The 15928-nt window shown below is 58.6% G+C and carries 17 protein-coding genes and 1 pseudogene; 6 read left to right on the top strand and 12 right to left on the bottom strand.

Annotated features, from left to right (window positions below):
• The first annotated feature begins 119 nt into the window (after nucleotides 1-119).
• Entirely contained in the window at nucleotides 120-554 is a 435-nt protein-coding gene (locus WCA85_RS17605) for a hypothetical protein (protein WP_424065997.1), read from the top strand.
• A 28-nt stretch (nucleotides 555-582) separates the two neighbouring features.
• On the opposite strand, the gene WCA85_RS17600 is transcribed toward WCA85_RS17605, so the two are convergent.
• Entirely contained in the window at nucleotides 583-1140 is a 558-nt protein-coding gene (locus tag WCA85_RS17600) for a hypothetical protein (RefSeq protein WP_424065996.1), read from the bottom strand.
• Between the two features lie 612 nt (nucleotides 1141-1752).
• Here WCA85_RS17600 and WCA85_RS17595 point away from each other — a divergent pair.
• The 3 genes from WCA85_RS17595 to WCA85_RS17585 all read left to right on the top strand — a co-directional run bounded on the left by WCA85_RS17595 (nucleotide 1753) and on the right by WCA85_RS17585 (nucleotide 4112).
• Nucleotides 1753-2910, top strand: coding sequence for a porin (locus WCA85_RS17595; RefSeq protein WP_424065994.1), 1158 nt, complete (start codon nucleotides 1753-1755; stop codon nucleotides 2908-2910).
• A gap of 258 nt (nucleotides 2911-3168) precedes the next feature.
• Complete coding sequence (locus WCA85_RS17590) at nucleotides 3169-3510, top strand: sugar ABC transporter ATPase (protein WP_424065992.1); 342 nt, start codon at nucleotides 3169-3171, stop codon at nucleotides 3508-3510.
• Between the two features lie 83 nt (nucleotides 3511-3593).
• On the top strand, nucleotides 3594-4112 hold the full coding sequence (locus tag WCA85_RS17585; RefSeq protein WP_424065990.1) for a metal-dependent hydrolase: 519 nt from the start codon (nucleotides 3594-3596) through the stop codon (nucleotides 4110-4112).
• A gap of 27 nt (nucleotides 4113-4139) precedes the next feature.
• On the opposite strand, the gene WCA85_RS17580 is transcribed toward WCA85_RS17585, so the two are convergent.
• The 4 genes from WCA85_RS17580 to WCA85_RS17565 all read right to left on the bottom strand — a co-directional run bounded on the left by WCA85_RS17580 (nucleotide 4140) and on the right by WCA85_RS17565 (nucleotide 6657).
• On the bottom strand, nucleotides 4140-4427 hold the full coding sequence (locus WCA85_RS17580; RefSeq protein ID WP_424065988.1) for a YciI family protein: 288 nt from the start codon (nucleotides 4425-4427) through the stop codon (nucleotides 4140-4142).
• A gap of 16 nt (nucleotides 4428-4443) precedes the next feature.
• On the bottom strand, nucleotides 4444-5283 hold the full coding sequence (locus WCA85_RS17575; RefSeq protein WP_424065987.1) for an alpha/beta fold hydrolase: 840 nt from the start codon (nucleotides 5281-5283) through the stop codon (nucleotides 4444-4446).
• Nucleotides 5284-5364: 81 nt separating this feature from the next.
• Nucleotides 5365-5817, bottom strand: a complete 453-nt coding sequence (locus tag WCA85_RS17570) for an ester cyclase (protein WP_424065985.1) — start codon at nucleotides 5815-5817, stop codon at nucleotides 5365-5367.
• A 123-nt stretch (nucleotides 5818-5940) separates the two neighbouring features.
• Complete coding sequence (locus tag WCA85_RS17565) at nucleotides 5941-6657, bottom strand: peroxiredoxin-like family protein (protein WP_424065983.1); 717 nt, start codon at nucleotides 6655-6657, stop codon at nucleotides 5941-5943.
• A 391-nt stretch (nucleotides 6658-7048) separates the two neighbouring features.
• Here WCA85_RS17565 and WCA85_RS17560 point away from each other — a divergent pair.
• Nucleotides 7049-7590: pseudogene (locus tag WCA85_RS17560) on the top strand (cytochrome P460 family protein).
• Nucleotides 7591-7744: 154 nt separating this feature from the next.
• Here the strand turns inward: WCA85_RS17560 and WCA85_RS17555 are convergent.
• The 5 genes from WCA85_RS17555 to WCA85_RS17535 form a co-directional block, all read right to left on the bottom strand.
• Complete coding sequence (locus tag WCA85_RS17555; protein WP_424065981.1) at nucleotides 7745-8089, bottom strand: hypothetical protein; 345 nt, start codon at nucleotides 8087-8089, stop codon at nucleotides 7745-7747.
• Nucleotides 8090-8180: 91 nt separating this feature from the next.
• Complete coding sequence (locus WCA85_RS17550) at nucleotides 8181-8519, bottom strand: hypothetical protein (RefSeq protein ID WP_424065979.1); 339 nt, start codon at nucleotides 8517-8519, stop codon at nucleotides 8181-8183.
• A 390-nt stretch (nucleotides 8520-8909) separates the two neighbouring features.
• Nucleotides 8910-10067, bottom strand: coding sequence for an NAD(P)/FAD-dependent oxidoreductase (locus WCA85_RS17545; protein ID WP_424066125.1), 1158 nt, complete (start codon nucleotides 10065-10067; stop codon nucleotides 8910-8912).
• Between the two features lie 291 nt (nucleotides 10068-10358).
• Complete coding sequence (locus WCA85_RS17540) at nucleotides 10359-11858, bottom strand: aldehyde dehydrogenase family protein (RefSeq protein WP_424065978.1); 1500 nt, start codon at nucleotides 11856-11858, stop codon at nucleotides 10359-10361.
• Nucleotides 11859-12240: 382 nt separating this feature from the next.
• Nucleotides 12241-13083, bottom strand: coding sequence for an FAS1-like dehydratase domain-containing protein (locus WCA85_RS17535; RefSeq protein WP_424065976.1), 843 nt, complete (start codon nucleotides 13081-13083; stop codon nucleotides 12241-12243).
• A gap of 278 nt (nucleotides 13084-13361) precedes the next feature.
• Here WCA85_RS17535 and WCA85_RS17530 point away from each other — a divergent pair, with 278 nt between their 5' ends.
• Entirely contained in the window at nucleotides 13362-14099 is a 738-nt protein-coding gene (locus WCA85_RS17530) for a 2OG-Fe(II) oxygenase (RefSeq protein WP_424066124.1), read from the top strand.
• Nucleotides 14100-14239: 140 nt separating this feature from the next.
• Here WCA85_RS17530 and WCA85_RS17525 read toward each other — a convergent pair whose 3' ends face one another.
• The gene (locus tag WCA85_RS17525; protein ID WP_424065974.1) at nucleotides 14240-15388 is read right to left on the bottom strand and encodes a porin; all 1149 of its coding nucleotides are present in this window, start codon (nucleotides 15386-15388) and stop codon (nucleotides 14240-14242) included.
• 30 nt (nucleotides 15389-15418) lie between these two features.
• Nucleotides 15419-15841: a hypothetical protein gene (locus WCA85_RS17520; protein ID WP_424065972.1), complete on the bottom strand. Its 423-nt coding sequence runs from the start codon at nucleotides 15839-15841 to the stop codon at nucleotides 15419-15421.
• Nucleotides 15842-15928: the final 87 nt, after the last annotated feature.

Below are 15928 nucleotides of genomic sequence, written 5' to 3'. Positions count from 1 at the left end.
AGTTGCGCCTGTAAACCTTTGTAATTTCGATGCGCAACCTTGTGTGGCAGCCGTCGCCCTGTTCCTTTACCGCCTGCCCGCTTGCGAATCCGCCATCATGTACACGCAACCCGAACCTCATGAAGCAAGTTTTATCCGCCGTTATCCTCATCCTGAGCGCCGTTGCACTGCCGCTTACCTGTCATGCCACCGCGCTCGATGCTCCGCTCGCCTGTAATGAAACCGGCCATCAGTTCATCGCCGACCTTGCCCAGCAGCAGCTGATCGATCCGACACCCACGCATGTGGAGCGCAATTCGATCAATGCGTTCCGGCCCGCCAAAGGGGCGGAGCTGACCGCCTTTGGTTTTCACGTGTTCGCGTTGGTCGGCTTCGAGAAAGACGATCCGATGTTCCGCACCGGCGACGGCGAACCGTTAGCGAATTCCGCTTACGGCGCTGTGGTATTTGGCAACGATAGCAGCGTGCAGGACGCCGTCACCCGAGCCGGCAGCACGGCGATCGTCCATCACGTAGCCCCGCACGTGACGGCGATTTTCTGCAAGCGCGACTAACGCGCCTCGCGTAGCAAACGTCAAGTCCTCAGTTCGGCCGGCCGAAACCCTTCTCGACCCACGCAGCGGCGTTCGCCTTACCGAGCTTGAAGTTCGGCGCCACCTTCACCTGCGCGAGCTGCTCACCGTATGCATCAAACGCTGACAACAGCGCGTAGGGATCGTCCTCGCTCGGCACGATATCCAGCGTGACCACCAGTTCACCATCGCCAGATGCTGAGTCGACGGTCACGCGTTTGTGCAGCATCGCGTGCAATTGCTGCTCGTGACGGCGCAGCACTTCCGAAGCGGTCTTCACAAGCGTATTGAAAGCATTGGTGTCCAGCGGCTTCGGATTCTTCTTGTCGCGTCCCATCGTCCACGGACCCACCAGCGCCGGTTCTGGCTCGCCGTCCTTGATCATTTCCACGGCCCAGCCGTCGTCGTCCTCATTCTTGATAACGCGCGCCGTCCAGCCGTCGTCGCGCCACAAACGCGGGTCGTGCTGGACCTCAGCAGTTTCGGCGGTCTCGGCCAGATCTTCCGACGCACAGGCGGCTGCGGAGTTTGTCGTGGTTAGAGGCGAGGGAAGAGAGGGATCGGTCATGACAGGTTCGCTCAGGGCTATATACATATGAGGCCTGAATTCTACCTGCCCAGCGGCACCAAAGGGCGCGGCCTATACCAATCAGCGGAGCCCCCGGATTATTGCCATTCAGAGAATGATATTTTTCTCAATTCGCTGGAACTTATAATCGAATTTAATACAGAATAAAAAAACGCGGCCCGGAGGCCGCGTATAAATAGATGAAAAAGACGCCCCTGGTCAGGGGGCTGGAACGAATTCTAGCGCGATTATATGCGCGCATGGTTTCATTTATCGGAAGAATCCCTTCCAGAAATGATAAGAATCAATCATGCATTGGATGCATACGGTTTGCTTGCCGCTTAGCCTTTCTGGACGGGCGTCGCGCATGTGCAACAGTAACGAATTGACACACTTATAAAATCCATTTAATAAATCAAAAAATCACTTTATTTACGCACACTTACGCAACTCAAATCGACCTTTTCTAATTGGGAAAAGCACTGTTGTGTCGAATGGGGTTAATCAATTCATCAGGGGGAATACACTTCGCTGCGAATCACCGGGGGCCGCCGGCATCAGCGGCACACCCTGGATAGCGATTCTCTACAGACTGTCTCGGAGTTAAAAAGCATGAAAAAAACCCTCATCATTGCTGGCGTCATGGGCGCGTTTGCCATCAACGCTCACGCACAAAGCAGCGTCACGCTGTACGGCACGCTGGACGCAGGTCTGGTCTACACGAACAACCAGGGCGGCCATAACAACTGGCAGCAAGGCAGCGGCACGGTGTCGGACACGTACTTCGGTCTGCGCGGCAGTGAAGACCTCGGCGGCGGTCTGCACGCCATCTTCACGTTGGAAGACGGCTTCAACCTGAACAGCGGCAAGTTCACGGAAAGCAACACAATGTTCAACCGTCAAGCGTTCGTCGGTCTGCAAAGCGACCAGTACGGCACGCTGACGCTGGGTCGTCAGTATGACTCCGTGGTCGACTATCTCGGCCCGCTGTCGGAAGCAGGTTCGGGCTATGGCAACAATCTCGCCGCCCACCCGTTCGACAACGACAACCTCGACAACTCCTTCTCGATCAAGAACGCGGTCAAGTACCAAAGCGCGAACTACGCTGGCCTGCGCTTCGGCGGCCTGTACGGCTTCAGCAACGACGCTGGCCAGTTCTCGAACAACCGCGCATGGAGCGCCGGCGCGTCGTATACCAACGGCCCGTTGAATGTCGCTGCTGCTTACCTGCAACTGAACAACTCGTTGACCAACGCCAACACGGGCGGCGCAGTTTCCGCAGGCGAAGGCAACAACGCGAACCTGACGGCAGCCCTGCAACGCACGTACGGTGTCGGCGCGAACTACGCTTACGGCCCGGCAACGGTCGGCCTGCTGTACACGCACACGCAGGACAATAACGTCATTGCAGGCGCACAGAGCGGCACCGCTTTCACGATTCCGACGGGCATGAACCTGCACCTCGACAATTATGAAATCAACGGCAAGTACGCGCTGACGCCGGCCCTGAGCCTGCAAGGCGCTTACACGTTCACGGACGGCCGTGTGACGGGGGCGAACGGCACGGGCGATCCGAAGTGGCACACCGTTTCGCTGCAAGCTGACTACTCGCTGAGCAAGCGGACCGACGTGTACCTGGAAGGCGTGTACCAGCACGCTTCGGGTAGCCTCGGCGATGGCACGGCAAACGTCGCAATGATCAACACGCTGTCGCCGTCGTCGACCGGAAATCAGGTCGCGGCGACTGTCGGTCTGCGTCACCGCTTCTAAGGAAACTGCAAGGCGGATCTGCCGATCCGCTTTGTCGAAAAACGCGCACGTGAGGCCTCACGTGCGCGTTTTTTTATGCGCGTGACGCACCGGCCGTGGTCGAATTGCCGTGCGCTCGCAGGTATACTCGATGCAGTTGCTTGCCACGCTGCGGGCTGGTTTTTGCCTCAACGCGTTTCAAGCAACTTCGTCGCGGAGCACCCCGTTCCGCCCGTGCCCCGGTTCCCGCGCGTGACGGGAAACAACGACGATCGGACCATGAAAAAACTCTGCTTGCTCACCCCTCTCGCTTTCTTTCTCGCAGCTTGCGGCTCGTCTGGACCCGCTCGCGATGCTTCGCAACCCATCGTGTTTGTGGCATCGCAGCGCGCCGCCTCGTATGTTGCTGAGTGCCTTGAAAGCCGCCTGTCGCGCGTGCGTAGTTCGTCCGTGGGCGGTACGACCGAACTCGCCGTTGGTTCGGATTCGGATACGGCTTACTTCGTGACGCTGACGCCGACCAGCGCCGGTTCGGAGATCAAGGTCATGCGGCCCGCGAATGCACCGGACGATCCGCCTGAACCGGAAATGCGCTTTGATATTGCGCGGTGTGCCACTTGAGCGGTGTCTTTTTGCGCGGGCTTCTGCGAAGATAGCCGCCCCGTGCTTTCAGTGCGGCGCCACTGTGCGCCGCGCATTCTCAAATGGCCTCCAACAAAGCCCATCACGCAACCGGTTTCGCAGCCGGTGTCATCGCGGCCGCGGTCGTCGCACGCAGCCATGCGAACGGTCCATTTCATCTGTGGGTGCTACTGAGTTTTATCGCGGCTGTAGCCGGCGGCACCGCGCCCGACTGGATGGAAGTTGCGTGGTGGACACGCAAGCGACGACTATGGATTACCCATCGCACCATCACGCATTGGGGCATTGGCTGGATCGTGCTGCTCGTGTTCTCGTATAGATGGCTTGGCAATCAGCATCCGCTTGCTGCGCTCGGATTCGGCTTTGCCTGCGGCGGGCTGATGCACCTGCTGGCCGATTGGCCCAACCCGCTTGGCGTGCCGTGGATCGCCGGGCGCCATTCGCTCAACTGGTGGAATAGCGGCCACTGCGATCTGCTGATCGTCGGGGCGTCATGGGTGGCCGCGTGGTTCGTGGCCGGGCATGTCTGGCTGCATGGCGTGCATGGGTTTGCATTGCTGCAGCACTGGCGGATCGGGTAGGGAGGTATGCCGCCCTTCAGAGCATCACTAAAGAATTCCTGCTAAGGCAGCGTGGTGTTTCACCGGCGCGAACTCGATGACACTGTACTTTGCCAGGCCAGCCTGAAAGAAGGGATCGTACGTTAGCAATTCGTCTAGTTCGGTACGCGTAATCGTTCCTCTCACCAGGAACACACCGCCATCTCGGGGATTCTTGGGTCCAGACGCAAGGAAAACGCCGCGCTCATACTGGTCGTCAAGGAATCGAAGATGGGCGTCCAGTTGCAACTGGATGTGATCCAGCGACTTCAGATAGCTCAGGTTGACGATATACACAGCTATGTTTCCTTTATTACCCTGCGGCGACACGATGTGCCTGAAGAAACGCCAGAAGATCAGCGTTCACTTTATGCTTGTCGGTAATTCCGATCGCATGTCCGCTACCCGGATATTCAATGTATTGGGCGTTCTCGATCATGCGCGCGGCAACATGCGCTGTTTTCTCTGGAGGGACATTCACGTCGGCTCCCCCGTGCAATATCAAGGTCGGGACGGTGAACGCCTTCATATCCGGGCGAAAATCAGTCTCGGACCATGCACGCACACACGCGATGATTGCATGAAGCGACGCCTGATTCGCGAGGAACATATACCAGTCAAGAACGCCGTCAGACACTGTGCAATGAGTGGCGCTCCCACTAAAGAAACCTTCGCGGAAGTTGGTGAGAAAGCCATGCCGATCATCATCCAGCGCCTGAACCAAACCATCGAACACCGACTGATCTATCCCGCCGGGATTATCGTCGGTCTTGATCAGCAAAGGCGTCACAGCCGACATCAGCACCGCCTGCGCGACCCGGTCCGTGCCGTGCCGTGAGAGATACCGCGCTACTTCACCGCCGCCCATGGAAAAGCCCACAAGCGTTACGTCGCGAAGCGCCAGGTGTTTTATCAGCGCCGCCAGGTCATCTGCCAGGCTATCGTAGTCGTAACCCGTCCACGGTTGTTCCGAACGACCGAACCCCCGACGATCATACGCAATGACGCGGTATCCGTTGGCCGCCAGATACGTGGACTGAGGCTCCCAAAAGTCGGAATTCAGTGGCCAGCCGTGAATCAGGACGACCGGTCGCCCCGTGCCCCAGTCGTTATAGAAAAGTGAAGCACCATCACCAGTTTTAAAGAACGGCACGACTTGTCTCTCCCTACTGAACCGAAATCGTCTGATAAGTAAAAGGCGGGGGAATTGCCCCGCAGCACATCTTCTAGCGCCCTAGTTGCGAGAAATTGCAAGCGGGTCGTTCACATTCGAGACCCCTTGCAGGTCGCGGAAGAGTTCGAAAGCCGAGCGCTCTACCCAGTTTCGAACGAAGAGGCCGTCGGGTCCTACATGCCAGATCGCGTTGCCGGTAAAGTCGATCGGTCGCTGGTCTGCGGGGAATCCCATCAATCCATTGTTCAAACCTCGAATGCGGAAGCGTGCTGAAACCAGTTTTCCATCGGCAGACTGAAATGTATTAACAATCTCGAACTGCAGTTCAGATATTTGCGCCTGAAAGTCGCGCAACCACTGCTTGAACGATTCACGTCCCGTTATAACGCCACCACCTGTCGTCAGGACGAAATCTTCCGCGATAAATTTGTTCGCGGCGTCGATATTGTTCGGGGTTTGCCAAACTTCTTTCCAGAAACGTTCCACCAGATCTACTGACTCTTGCGTATTCATCCTTCTTTCCTTTATAAGGACCACGTAGCAACGTGGAAGCCAAATGCGAGTCGCGGTATATTCCGCGAGAAGCGCCCGATGAGTCCGAGCTAGTCACATGTCCTTGTACGTCGAGTAAGCAATTCAGACACGGTCCATGCCGTGGCGGCGCAGATTGATCGTTGGAGGTAAAACGAGTTTCACCTCGTCCAGTACAGGAATCAAAAGCTCCGGATCTGGCCGCCGGGTGTAGTCTGGATTGACTTCTGCATAGACGATCGTCCCATCCTGCGCGATCACAAAGCGCGAGGGCATGGGCAAGGTCCAGCTAGCGTCCCCATTCGTTACCGCCAGGTCGTTCCTGAACGCGTTCTTGTACAGATCCTGCAAGTAGTCGGGTAACGTAAAGCGCAATCCGAATTTCGCGGCTACGTCGTTCCCTAAGTCCGACAGAATCGGAAATGTGATGTTGTTTTGCCGCCGCGCCCGTCGGCTGTTTGGCGCGGTTTGCGGCGAAATCGCGACAAGCCGCGCGCCGCGCTTCTGAAGTTCCGGCAGTGTTGCTTCGAGGGCCTGCAGATCCAGGTTGCAATAGGGGCACCAGACTCCGCGATAGAAGCTCACGACGAGCGGCCCTTGAGCGAGAAGGTCAGCCGACGATACAGCGATTCCGTCTGAGTCGTCGAGGGTGAATTCCGGCGCTGTTGCGCCAACCTTGAGCGCGTTTTCGGCAGCCCCGGATGCAATCAGTTCGTGGGTTGCGCGATGCATGGGCTCGTGAACGTGATCGGGCGCATTGTATGGCGGGCCACCGGCCTCAAAGTTCGCGCGCAGCGTGTCCAGTTTGTCTTGAAGTGACATCAGCTATTCCTGTTGGTTGCGGTGGCGTGAGGAAAATCAGGCTTTCTGCGCATCGGGATGGAATATGTAGTCGCAATAACGGAAGGTCCTAAAGGACTCGATGCGTCAGCAAGTTTCCTGGCGTTCCAAACGCCTCGAATCCTGAAGAGCCTGATGATTACACGTGACGCACGGCGCTTTGACAGCAATTTGGTCAACTGTTCTTTGCCTCAATCCACGTATCTGAATAGGTACGCGTGGAAATACAATTCCTTCGTCCAGTCCATGTCGAGGCGGGCTGCGGATATCGATGGCGGATATCTTCCGGCAAGTGCTGCTGGAAGCATAAACAGACTTTAATTCGATGGCGTGTGCATCGGGCGATTAACTTGAATAAGAAAAGTACCCAATCATGAAACGGGCCGTATACAGCGGATTATTTTTGGCCTTCACGGCGGCGGCAATCATGGCCGCAACACCGCCAGTTTTCGCGGACTCGAGTAGCGCAGACGCTTCTCCAATCTACGGCGTCACGATTTCCCCCGGCTATCGACAATGGGAACTCATCGCCCCAGCCGAGGAAACTGCTCCCGCAACCGAGCTTCGCGCGATCCTTGGCAACCCGCCGCGATGAAGGCAATTCGGTCGGCCACGCTCCCCTTTCCCGATGGAACCATTCTTGTCAAATTGCACTGGAAGCGCGTGCCATCATCCGATTTACCGCCCGCTTCTGCGCCTGATGAAACGCCCACAGTCTTATTTGATCCGGGCGCGCCGACTGTATTGCAATTCATGGTCAGAGACTCCAAAAAATACGCCGCCACCGGTGGCTGGGGATTTGGAGTGTTCAGGAACGGCAAACCTGGCAGTGTGGCAGAGCATGAGACATGCTTCGCATGTCATCAGGCGTACGTTAAAGACCAGGATCTGGTTTTCACACGCTTTGCGCCTTGAGTCGCGCAACGCGAATGATGGGGTGAGGACCTTTCTAATTCACATGTTCATGTGATCGCAATTGCAGCACCACGCAGCGCTTCCATGTTGTTACATTGACACAACATGTGACAGATCGTGCACGCCGCTCGCATTCAGGTAAGCAGTTTACCGCCTAGAGCGCTTCCTGACACAACGACATCATCTTTTGCACCATCGTGCTGGCTTCGTTGAGTTCCATTTCATCAGTGAACAGCGCCTGCACGCTATGCAAACGGACCGCAATACCCGCGTCGAGCAGGTCCTCGCTCGCAATTTTCAACGCCAGCTGACCGATTAGGACGCGGTCGAGCCAGTACATGCTAGCATCGTTTTTGACTAACCAGTCCCGGCAGCATTTCACAACGTGGTCCACGCGCCATTCCTGTGTCAGTGCGTACGACGCCGCTGCCACCGCGACCAGCAAACACAACAATTCGGGACGCGCACTGGTCGCGTCGGAAAATTCGGGTTTTACCATGCCTTACGGTCCTCAATTCTCTCCACGTTCGACGTTGGTACGTGTGGGTGAAGGTCAGGTAAATCAACCCACTCCCTCACTTAGCCGCAACCTACGCCGGAGCGAACACCACTGCGCCCGCTTCACCCACTTGCGCGAAGCTGCGAAAAAACCGGTACGTCTGCTCGCCACTTGTGATCAGGTTCGCACCAGGCTGCGTGTATGCAAGTATTTCGTTGGCCACCGCGCCAGTCACGCTTCCCTGACGCGTCAAAGGATTCTCCTCATCCGCCGGGTTCCCCAGAGACACGGAAAAATCACCCGCCTCATGCCGCATCAGAACTACGGCCTTGCCCTTGTCAAGCGAGAGTTCGAGATATTTGATCAGCGTGCGCAGCGATTCCGGCGCCTCTTCCTGCGATTCGTGAATCCATCCAGAAGCGGTAGTCATCGTGCCCCCGTCAAAAGTTCCTGCCCTGAACGCCGGACCGCGTCCGTGGCAGCCACCGTTCCAATATAACCGCTCGCGTGGTGCGACATCATTTCCAGCAGATGTCGTCCTGAAGGCGTTACAGGCCGCGCGGCTCCAATACGGTTGGTGTGACAGTGCGGCGCGCCTGGAAGTGCCCAACCGGAAGTGCCAATAGTAACCAATTTGCGGCTGTCCATGACCGAACTTGGCCATCGCGGCAACCCATCAACTGCGAGGCGATCAGCCGCCCCTCACCCGCGCGGGAATAGCAGGCAGAAAAAAGCCCGGTACTGGACCGGGCTCAACTTACTGCATCCGTCTTTCAGGGACGTGAACGGATGAGGGGCGATGCAAGGGCGCTCGCGCCGCTTACACCACATTCTTTTCCACGATTGGCCGGTTCTCCAGCACGCGCTCAAAGCTGAGCGACGATAGATCCAGCGAGGTATATCGTCCATGCAGGATCAGTTCGCTCACACCACACCCGGTGGCCGGACCCTGTTGCAAGCCATGACCGCTAAAGCCATTGGCGAAGATGCAGTTATCGACATCGGGATGGTGGCCAATAATCGCGTTCTGATCGAGGACGTTGTATTCGTAGTATCCGGACCAGCAGTTCTGCACGCGCAGCGCCTCAAACTGCGGCACGCGATGCGCGAGCGTCGGCCAGATCACCTCGTCGAAGAGTGCGTGATCGACTTCGTCGAGCGGCAGGTCGTCCGGATCGTTGTTCGCATCCGGCGAGGTGCCGCAGATAAACGATTTGCCTTCCGGACGAAAATACACGCCGGTCGGATCAATCAACAGCGGGCAGCGCTCGAGTTGCGCCGGCGAGCTGACATTGAAAATACTGCGACGCCGAGCGAACACAGGAATGTCGATGCCCACCATCTCCGCCACCTTGCGCGACCACGCACCGGCCGCGTTGACCACCACGTCGCACGGGTAAGTTCCGCCACTCGCCGTCACGACCTCGGTAACGCGCGCGCCGTCGCGATGCAGCGCCGTCACGTCATCGGCGACGTAGCGTGCGCCGAGCGCCTGTGCCTTCTTGCGCAGCGCCTGTACAAGGCCATATCCGTCGAACCAGCCCTCGCCGCTTTCACCGTACGCGCCGGCAACGAGGTCTTCAGTATTGAGCCAGGGAAAGCGCGTCTGCAACGCTGCCCGGTCGAGCAAGCTGATGTCGGCGCCGAGGCGTGTTTGTAGCGCGTGATTCTCCCGCAACGTCGATTCACCCGCGGGGGTAGCGAGAAACAGATACCCACCTTCGTGCAGATCGATCGAAGGCTTCACGCCGTCAATCTGCAAGCGCTCGCCGATCGAACGCAGAAACTCGATACCGAAGAGCGACATCTGGATCGACAGCGGAGTGGAGAATTGCTGCCGAATGGATGCGGCCGACAACGCCGACGACGAGCGTGCGTAGGTCGGATCGCGTTCGATCACGGTGACGCTGACGGTTGGATCCGAAGCACGCAGGAAATACGCGATGGAACTGCCGATCACGCCGCCTCCGACGATCACGACTTTCGAACTCCCAGGAGAACGCCGGGAGATTGCCGGGCTGTCCTGATCCCCTCGGGGGGCCTGACGCGAAGCGACAGGGTTGAGGGCACTCATAATTCACTCCACGGAACGCAAGCGCCGGACGCTTCGAGGCTGCAACCGGACGAACAGAGAGGTTGAGGGGTACTGCCCAGACCATGTGCAAAGCGGCGCCGAGCGCGTGGATCGCACTGCATGACACCGCCGGTTCCTGCCTGGCAAACGCGCTTCACCGGTTGAAGAATCCGGGCGAAACGCGTTCCGCCTGCTTCAATCGATATTGAAGTCGATACCTTGCGCGAGCGGCAACGCCGACGAGTAGTTGACCGTATTGGTCGCGCGGCGCATGTAGGCCTTCCATGCATCCGAGCCTGACTCGCGGCCGCCGCCGGTTTCCTTCTCGCCGCCGAACGCGCCGCCAATCTCCGCGCCGCTCGGTCCGATGTTCACGTTGGCGATCCCGCAATCACTGCCGGCCGCCGAAAGGAAGCGCTCGGCTTCACGCAGATCATTCGTAAACACACAGGACGACAGGCCATGCACGGCGGCGTTGTTGGCGTCCACTGCGTCCGCAAAGTCCTTGTAGCGCAGCACGTAGAGAATCGGCGCGAAAGTTTCCTTCAGCACCACCGACGTTTGCGACGGCATTTCCACCAGCGCCGGGCGCACGTAGTGACCACCCTCGTAACCCTTCACTTCGATGCGCTCGCCGCCGAATACCTTGCCGCCTTCAGCCGCTGCCTGCTGCAGCGATTCCTGCATGCGTGCGTACGCTTGCTTGTCGATCAGCGGGCCCATCAGGGTGCCCTTTTCGAGCGGGTTGCCGATTGGCACCTTGCTGTAAAGCTGCTTCAGACGCTCGACGGTCTGTTCGTACACGCTATCGTGCACGAACAGACGCCGCAGCGACGTGCAGCGTTGACCCGCCGTGCCCACCGCGGAGAACAGGATGCCGCGCAGGGCGAGTTCCCGGTCGGCGCTTTGCGCGACGATGCCCGCGTTGTTGCCGCCGAGTTCGAGCAGCGAGCGGCCAAAGCGCTTCGCCACTTCGACGCCCACCGTACGGCCCATTTCCGTGCTGCCGGTCGCGCTGACGATCGACGCACGCGGATCGGCGACGAGTTTCGCGCCCACCTCACGGCCACCGTTGATCAGCGCAGTGAGGCCGGCCGGGGCGTCGCCGAATTCCTTGAGTACGTCATTGAGGATCTGATTGACTGCGAGTGCGGTAAGCGGCGTCTTTTCCGACGGCTTCCAGATCACCGCATTGCCGCACACCAGCGCCAGCGCCGCATTCCATGACCACACAGCCACCGGAAAGTTGAATGCAGAGATCACCACGCAGGTACCCATGGGATGCCACGATTCCGCCATCCGGTGCCCGGGGCGTTCCGAGGCAATCGTGAGACCGTACAACTGACGCGACAAGCCGACCGCGAAGTCGCAGATATCGATCATTTCCTGGACTTCGCCCAGGCCTTCCTGAAGGATCTTGCCGGTTTCGAGGGTGACGAGGCTGCCCAGCGCCTGTTTCTTCTCGCGCAGACGGTTGCCAAGCAGGCGCACCAGTTCGCCACGACGCGGCGCAGGCACATCGCGCCATACGCTGAAAGCCTGCTTCGCACTGGCGAGGGCCGCGTCGACATCCGCCGGCGTGTTGCTGGCCACACGGCCGATAAGTTCGCCGGTGATGGGCGAATGAACCGCGATGTCGCCGGCTTGCGCCGCCTGGGCGATGCCGAGATCGGCGAGGATGGTTGATGCGTTCATAAGAGAAATCCCTGTTTTTCCAATGCGAAACAAGAGTAAGTTCGGAAACTATACACGCGGGGTTTTGCGGCGGCAAGCGCAATCGCCGCGGCACGCCTGGCGGGGCTCGGCGGCCTATAAACAGAGGGCTTGGCGGGCATAGCATCAAGCAGGCATGGAGTCTTGAGCGGTTCGGGCGCGAGCGCCGATCAGGCTAAAGCTTGGGCATTCGAGTTTCTTATTGGAAAAAAACCGATAACTGCCGGCGCCGAAGCGCGCTTAAACGCCACAACCATCATAGATCGCCCACCCAGAAGCCGCTCCTCCGCTCGGGCTCCGGCGCGCGCTCTCAGGTGTTCAGCTTACGCTCGGAACGGGTGTGATTCCGGCGCCGCGCAGGCGCTCAGGCCATCGCGGCAGTGGCGCGCATCGTCAGATAGCCCTCGTGGTCTTTGGCCCACAGGTCGAGCGTCTTGCCGTCGTCCGCGGGTTTGCCGCAGACCATGAACGGCTGGTTTGCGAAGGTGGGCCGCAGCGCCTTGAACGCGAAGCTTTGCAGCGTGGCGTTGGGCAGTTCGCGCCGTACGAGGTCAACGAGCAGCGTCGCAATCAGCGGCCCGTGCACGATCAGCCCCGGATAGCCTTCGACTTCGGTCGCATACGGAAAGTCGTAATGGATGCGATGGCTGTTAAAAGTCAGCGCGGAGTAGCGGAACAGCATCACGGGGTCGGCATCGATGGTGCGCCGCCACGTTTCGCCTTCTGGCGCGAGCGCGGCTTTCGGCGCGGCAGCGCCGGGTTGCGCCGCATCGCGATAGACGATGTCTTGCTCCTCCTCGATCCTCAACTCCCCCGCCACTTCAATGTCGTACTGCACTGTGACGAACACCAGGCGCCCGGAGCGACCGGTCTTGTCCTCGATATTCGCAATCGTGGAAGTCCGCACGGCGCGCTCGCCGACTTTCAGCGGCTCGTGAAACGTAAGACGCCCGCCCGCCCACATGCGACGCGGCAACGGCACCGGCGGCAGAAAACCGCCGCGCTTCGGATGGCCATCGGGACCGGCTTCGGACAGTGGCGAGACCGGCAGAAAATACAGCCAGTGCCACAGCGGTGGAACGACGTTGCCTGCGTCGGTCTGGTCGAGCGTCGCGGTCATTGCCTTCAGCGGATACACCGTGATGTCGTCTTTGACCACCTCCTGCTTGTCGAGCCAGGTATCGAGGTTCTGGGAAACAGTGGACATGCGCGGATCTCCGGTAGGCTTGATAGGGCCTTACTATGAACCTTGAAGTGGGTTTCGCGAAGTTTGCATTTCTGCAGCGGGGGTTTGGCTTTGCCTAAGACGCCCGCCCCACAAGTTCGAGATTGGCCCCGAGAAGCAGAGTTCCGTCGAATTGGAGAGCAAGACCCGGAGTGCTCCAGACGGCCTCTCGTCTTACATTGGAACCATTGAAGCCTTCTTCGGAGTGGTCAATGAACACTGTAGTGACGCACGCCCCTCACAGCGCGCATGTAACAGACATGAAAGCCATTCCAGCCAGCGCGTCCGGGTCAACCGTGAACCAGCGGGTCGATACCGTCGACTGGCGCGCCGTTGAAGAGAGTCTGGATCAGTACGGCAATGCAATGCTTCCCGGTCTCTTGACCTCGCAGGAATGCGACGCGCTCGCCGCTGGCTATGCGCACGACGCGCTCTATCGCAGCCGCGTCGTCATGGCGCGCCACGGTTTTGGCCGTGGCGAATACCGATACTTCAACTATCCGCTGCCCGATCTGGTTGGCGCGTTGCGCACCTCGGTCTATCCGCATCTCGTGCCGCTCGCGAACCGCTGGAACGAAATCATGCGAATCGACGCGCGTTATCCTGCCGAGCACGCCGCTTTCATCCAGCGTTGTCACGACGCGGGTCAGTTGCGGCCCACGCCGCTGCTGCTCCAATACGGGCAAGACGACTACAACTGCCTGCATCAGGATCTGTATGGCGAGCACGTGTTTCCCCTGCAACTCGCGATCCTGCTATCCGAGCCAGGGTGCGACTTCACCGGCGGCGAGTTTGTCATGACTGAGCAACGGCCGCGCATGCAATCACGCGCTGAGGTGGTCCCGCTTGGTAAGGGAGACGCAGTGGTGTTCGCGGTCCATCACCGTCCAGTGCAAGGCACACGCGGCAGCTACCGTGTCAATCTGCGCCATGGCGTGAGCCGTTTACGTTCTGGAAAACGGCATACGCTTGGGGTGATCTTTCATGATGCGTTGTGATGCGTTGTGATGCGTTGTGATCCGCTGTATCGCGCGAAACACAAACAAAAAAAAGCCCATCGAGCATCTCGCGAGACACGATGGGCCTATAAAGACATCAACGTCACGCGTACACCACGTCACGTGATGCCGCGTGGTTCTTAAAACTGGTGACGCAGCGCGACGCGCACAACCACCTGACTGGAGGTCGTGGACGGTGCATCGGTACCCGGCGTGAACGCGTCGTCAAGGATCGAGTTGGTCTGGTCGCCGGCCACCTTCTGATAGGTGCCCTGAACGTAGACGTCGGTGCGCTTGGAGAGGTTGTAGTCCGCCATCAGGCCAACTGAATGAATCTTCGGCTTAACCCCACCCGTTGACGCGTCGTAGTTCTCCATCGTGTACACATACTGCGCGCCCACGTAGAACGCCGGCGTGAACTGATACTTGCCATTCACTTCGAAGTTCTGATACTTCAGCGTATTGAGCGTCGCACCCGCTGCGACGAGCGGCGTACTGCCGATGTAGCCATTGCCCGTCGGGTTCTTGTAGTTCGAGTTGGTATACGCGAAGCCAGCCGTAGCCGAACCGAACGTGTAATTGATGCCCGCGCCGAACACGCGCATGCGTTCCGCGATAAAGCTGGCGTCGTTGGCGGTGATCGCACCTGCCGAACCTGCGCCCGGATTGTCCGCCTGCAAGTAAGCTGCGGCGACCAGCAGCCCGCCATTCGCGTACTGCGCGCCGAAGCTGTATGCGCGGTTGTTCGCGAAGTTCGTGTCGTTGCTGAACGCATACGCGCCGCCGAACTGGAAGCCAGCGATCGACGGGCTCGCGTACTTGATAGCGTTGTCGAGACGGAACGAGTTGTCCGTGTTGTCGTTGTCGTACGGGTGCGCGAACAGATAGCCAGCCCAGTTACCGTTAGCCGTGGTCTGCGCAAGGTAGTCCACCACTGAGTCGTACTGACGACCGAATGTGATCGTGCCGTACTTGTCGTCGCTCAAGCCCACGTATGCCTGACGGCCGAACAGGCGACCACCTTCAGCCAGTGCGCCGTTGCTCGCGTTAAAGCCGTTTTCCAGCTGGAAGATCGCCTTCATGCCACCGCCCAGATCTTCCGATCCCTTCAGGCCCCAGCGGCTGCCCTGCGCATAGCCGCTCGCCATTTCGTACACGTGGCCACCACCAGCGTTGTTCGTGTAGTCGATGCCCTGGTCGATCACGCCGTAAAGCGTGACGCTGCTTTGTGCAAATACAGGTGCGGTAAATGCCGCCGAAACAGCGAGTGCAATAGCTTGCTTTTTCATGAGATCTCCAGAGTCACTGATAACCAGTAATCAAACGATTAGTTTTAAAAACTGCCGTTGCCGTCGAGTAATGGGCCATGGGCAGTTGCGGGTATCCACACGCAACGGACCGGATGCTTGCACGCCGACAGCGGGGCGTCCATCGACACGCATGACGCAATGCAAAAGCGTTGTGAAATGCCAACCTGGAGCAAGCCAATTTTCAGCATTGACCTCGTCAAAACGCGGCGACGTTGGGGTTTCTACGCTCTTGTATTGATACAGAAGGTTCTTTCGCGCGCAGGCGGCGAGATGCATTCCATGCGTACAAAAGCGAAGTTGAATTGATGTCTCTTTAATCACTTCTTCATGCCAATTCATCATTAGGATTGCATATTGTTTTAGAAAAATATCTAGAAGCCAAATGAGCCGCTGTCGTGTCTTTTCAAAACTTACGAAGAAACCGGCGAGCATTCGCCCGAAGGCGGACGCGGGGAAGTCCGCGGCCCTTCGCGGCGTGTAAATTTCCGCCGTCCAAGGTAGACACCGTTAATTTTGTCC

It is taken from the genome of Paraburkholderia sp. (assembly GCF_049581445.1).
Classification (GTDB): Bacteria; Pseudomonadota; Gammaproteobacteria; order Burkholderiales; family Burkholderiaceae; genus Paraburkholderia.
The sequence above is the reverse complement of the archived record's forward strand: the minus strand, read 5'-3'. Positions and strand labels throughout refer to the sequence as shown.